3 protein-coding genes and 1 pseudogene are annotated in these 2,696 nt (G+C 53.0%); all 4 read left to right on the top strand.

The window, feature by feature from the left end:
- Positions 1 to 273: pseudogene (locus PsW74_RS10510) on the top strand (hypothetical protein); the annotation flags it as partial.
- Positions 274 to 611: 338 nt separating this feature from the next.
- Positions 612 to 788 carry a hypothetical protein gene (locus PsW74_RS28860; RefSeq protein ID WP_193758321.1) on the top strand — a complete coding sequence of 59 codons (177 nt, stop codon included), beginning with the start codon at positions 612 to 614 and terminating at the stop codon, positions 786 to 788.
- A complete protein-coding gene (locus tag PsW74_RS10505) occupies positions 785 to 1,879 on the top strand; it encodes a GNAT family N-acetyltransferase (RefSeq protein WP_063288045.1) in 1,095 nt (364 codons plus the stop codon). Before PsW74_RS28860 ends, PsW74_RS10505 begins: the two co-directional genes overlap by 4 nt.
- Complete coding sequence (locus tag PsW74_RS10500) at positions 1,876 to 2,433, top strand: formyltransferase family protein (RefSeq protein WP_063288044.1); 558 nt, start codon at positions 1,876 to 1,878, stop codon at positions 2,431 to 2,433. Before PsW74_RS10505 ends, PsW74_RS10500 begins: the two co-directional genes overlap by 4 nt.
- Positions 2,434 to 2,696 lie beyond the last annotated feature (263 nt).

The raw sequence follows: 2,696 nt of genomic DNA, 5'->3' as shown, positions 1-2,696 counted from the left end.
GCGGAATGCCGCAAGCGTATTTATGCCCGCGCCAGCGCTGAGACCCAGATGAACATGGCAACGGCTGCTGCTGCCATTGCTGGCAAAGCCGTTACTGATCGTAGCGCTGATGAAGCCAAGCTTTTGACCGGCACAAAGGCTGCTCTGGATTGGGTGGGTGTTATGCGCTCCAAATGCCTGGAGCTTGCAGAAGATCCGGGCACCGATTTCACACTGGATGCCAGCTGGCCGGAGTGCCCGCCTGCTGTGGTCGCTCTGGTGGAGCGGTTTTAACAAGGCGGAACATATCCGGCGAGATAATCGCCCGGTGGCTTCAATATGGAGCGGAAGGCCCGGAAGGTTCCGGGCACCGGGCATCCAGCGCTAACAAGAAACCCGGCCAGTGGAATGAAGCATAACACTGCTCCCGCCGCATCAACTCAGACCAGCTGAGCTGCGGGACTGTCTTATGCGAGACGAGAAATGGAGTCTATCTATTGCCGGAGTTGTTCGGCACTCCTCCTCAAAAAAGAAGAGAACGCCCTTCAGGGGCGCGTAGAAATCAAGTGTCGCCGTTGTGGCACCTTCAACGATCTGAGGCCAGATGAGCCCAAGAAAACAACAGATCGCACATGAGTACAGAGCACCTTCCTCCCCTCCCTGACAAAGCACCAGGTATCCCGCCTAAAGACCGCTACAAACGCCAGTTTGGCATTTTAATCATTGCAGAAGACGAGCAGCAACAAGCAACCATCTATGACGGCGTTCGCGCCCTGGGTGGAGCTAAACTCAAGGTGGTTGCAACATGAAGCTGAACATAAACCACCAAAGCCCGGACTATAACAGCTTCCGTATGGCACGGCTGAAGTCCTTGTTTAACTGCGAAGACGGCAACCACTTTAAGCTGAGCGTTGACCTTCCCGTTGAGGGCATGGACTGGAAACTGGGACTTATCGTCGGCCCCTCAGGGTCTGGTAAAACCAGTCTTGGACAAAGCATCTTTTCAGATGCCTCTTATTTCAAAGGTTTTGACTGGCCGGATGATCAACCCATCATTGACGCAATTTCTCCCCATGAGGAAATGGATCATATCACGGGCGCATTATCGGCTGTTGGCTTAGGCAGTGTGCCCGCCTGGACGAGACCCTACAAAGCCCTTTCCAATGGCGAAAAGTTCCGCGCTGATCTGGCCCGGATCTTATGCGAGACACCGGAAACCATCGTCATCGATGAGTTTACCTCTGTCGTAGACCGGCAGATCGCAAAGATTGGTGCAGGTGCATTCGCCAAAGCATGGCGCAGGCAGGCATCAGGACAAGCGGTGCTCTTGTCCTGTCACTATGACATTATTGAATGGCTGCAACCCGATTGGATCTTAGATACGGCAACAGGGAAGTTTTCCGGGAGGTGTCTTCGGCAACGCCCCAAGCTTGACCTCGACATATACGAGACCAACTGGCGATACTGGCCGCATTTTGAAACGCATCACTATTTGAAGCTTCCTCATATGATCGCAGCAACCTGTTATGTCGCCTTTGTTGGCGATGAGCCGGTTGCTCATCTTGCCGTCAGTACACGCCCAGGCCTGGTGGAGGCCCGTGCTTGCCGAATGGTGGTCATGCCTGAATGGCAAGGTGCAGGCGTTGGGATGCGGTTCCTCAATGCGGTGTGTGCTGCATGGCGACGAGGCCAGAACCGCTACAACAAACCCATGGCAACACTGTTCCATACCAGCCATCCGGCCTTAGCCGAGGCGCTTCGGCGTAGTCCGTTATGGGCTCAGGTGTCCTGCAACCTGACTGGGGGCAAAGCCTCACGTGGGCTTAAAACGAAGTCGCGATACGGCGGACATTTCCGGGCGGTACAGGGCTTTAGATACGTTGAAGGAATGCCATCATGAAAGTCGTGATAATTGGACAAAAGTGGCTTGGTGAACGGGCTCTGGAAATGGTCCTGAACAGCGGTCATGATGTTGTGAAAGTCATAGCACCGGAAAGCGACAGACTAAACACCAATGCAACGAGCAAAGGTTTGGCTGTGTCGATCCCACCTTCTCGGCAGGCATCCGTCACTGCTCTCGATGTGCCGGATTGTGATATCATTATCTGCGCTCATGCGCATGTCAAACTCGCCCCCTGTGCGCTCTTAAAACCACGTCATGGCGCTATCGGATATCACCCATCTCTACTACCTCTCTATCGCGGCAAAAATGCAATTGCTGACACCCTGAAAGAACACCAAAAAATCATTGGTGGAAGCGTCTATCTCTTGGATGATGGCTGGGATACCGGGCCAGTTCTGTTTCAAGATTGGAGCTTCGTACAGGACGGAGACGATGCTGCCTCAATCTGGCGGCGGGTACTGGCTCCTATGGGATTGGAGCTGCTGGAACGCGCTGTATCTCATTTAGAGGCATTTGGACACTGGCCAGAGGCGCAAATGCAGAAAACTTAGCTCCCAAAAGGGTGTCTTAAACGATCACTAAACCGGGTGTTAGAAAGACGCGTTTTGTCGTCCTTCTAACGCTCATATTTTGTAGGGAAAGAAAAAAGGTCGCTGTGCACGTTATATCGCCCACCTATGCAAAATCTCACGCCGCGCCACATCACTCTGCGCGGAGAAGAATTCAGCCAGCGGTTGGAGCAAAAGTGTCAAACTATGCCGGAAAAAGTGTCAAACCTTGAGAAAACTGAGCGAATGCTCAATTTATTATCTAA

This window comes from Pseudovibrio sp. W74 (assembly GCF_001623085.1).
In the GTDB taxonomy this organism is placed as follows: domain Bacteria; phylum Pseudomonadota; class Alphaproteobacteria; order Rhizobiales; family Stappiaceae; genus Pseudovibrio.
The sequence above is the reverse complement of the archived record's forward strand: the minus strand, read 5'-3'. Positions and strand labels throughout refer to the sequence as shown.

Excerpts from the sequence above, each read along its gene's own strand:
- PsW74_RS28860 (WP_193758321.1), top strand. The coding sequence starts at position 612 with ATGAGTACAGAGCACCTTCCTCCCCTCCCTGACAAAGCACCAGGTATC.
- PsW74_RS10505 (WP_063288045.1), top strand. The coding sequence starts at position 785 with ATGAAGCTGAACATAAACCACCAAAGCCCGGACTATAACAGCTTCCGT.
- PsW74_RS10500 (WP_063288044.1), top strand. The coding sequence starts at position 1,876 with ATGAAAGTCGTGATAATTGGACAAAAGTGGCTTGGTGAACGGGCTCTG.